The following is a 208-nucleotide window of genomic DNA, read 5'->3' on the forward strand; positions in this document are numbered from 1 at the left end:
GTGTATGTCGTTTTGAAAGGGCCGAACACAATTGTTGCTGAACCAAGCGGTTGTATTTCTGTCAATGTAACAGGCAATGCCGGGCTTGCCAAAGGCGGTTCAGGCGACGTGCTTACAGGGATGGTCGCTGCACTTGTTGCCCGGCAACGGATTCAACCTGCTCTCTCATCAGCCGTATTTTTCCATGGCTATGCAGCGGACTTGCTGG

At 52.4% G+C, this 208-nt stretch carries 1 protein-coding gene; it reads left to right on the top strand.

Annotated elements, in window-relative coordinates:
* Positions 1-208: NAD(P)H-hydrate dehydratase (locus CHH91_RS19945; RefSeq protein ID WP_286160877.1), on the top strand; the 208-nt coding region annotated here is incomplete at both ends.

The sequence above is a fragment of the Virgibacillus sp. 7505 genome, assembly GCF_002272135.1.
Taxonomy (GTDB): domain Bacteria; phylum Bacillota; class Bacilli; order Bacillales; family Amphibacillaceae; genus Terribacillus.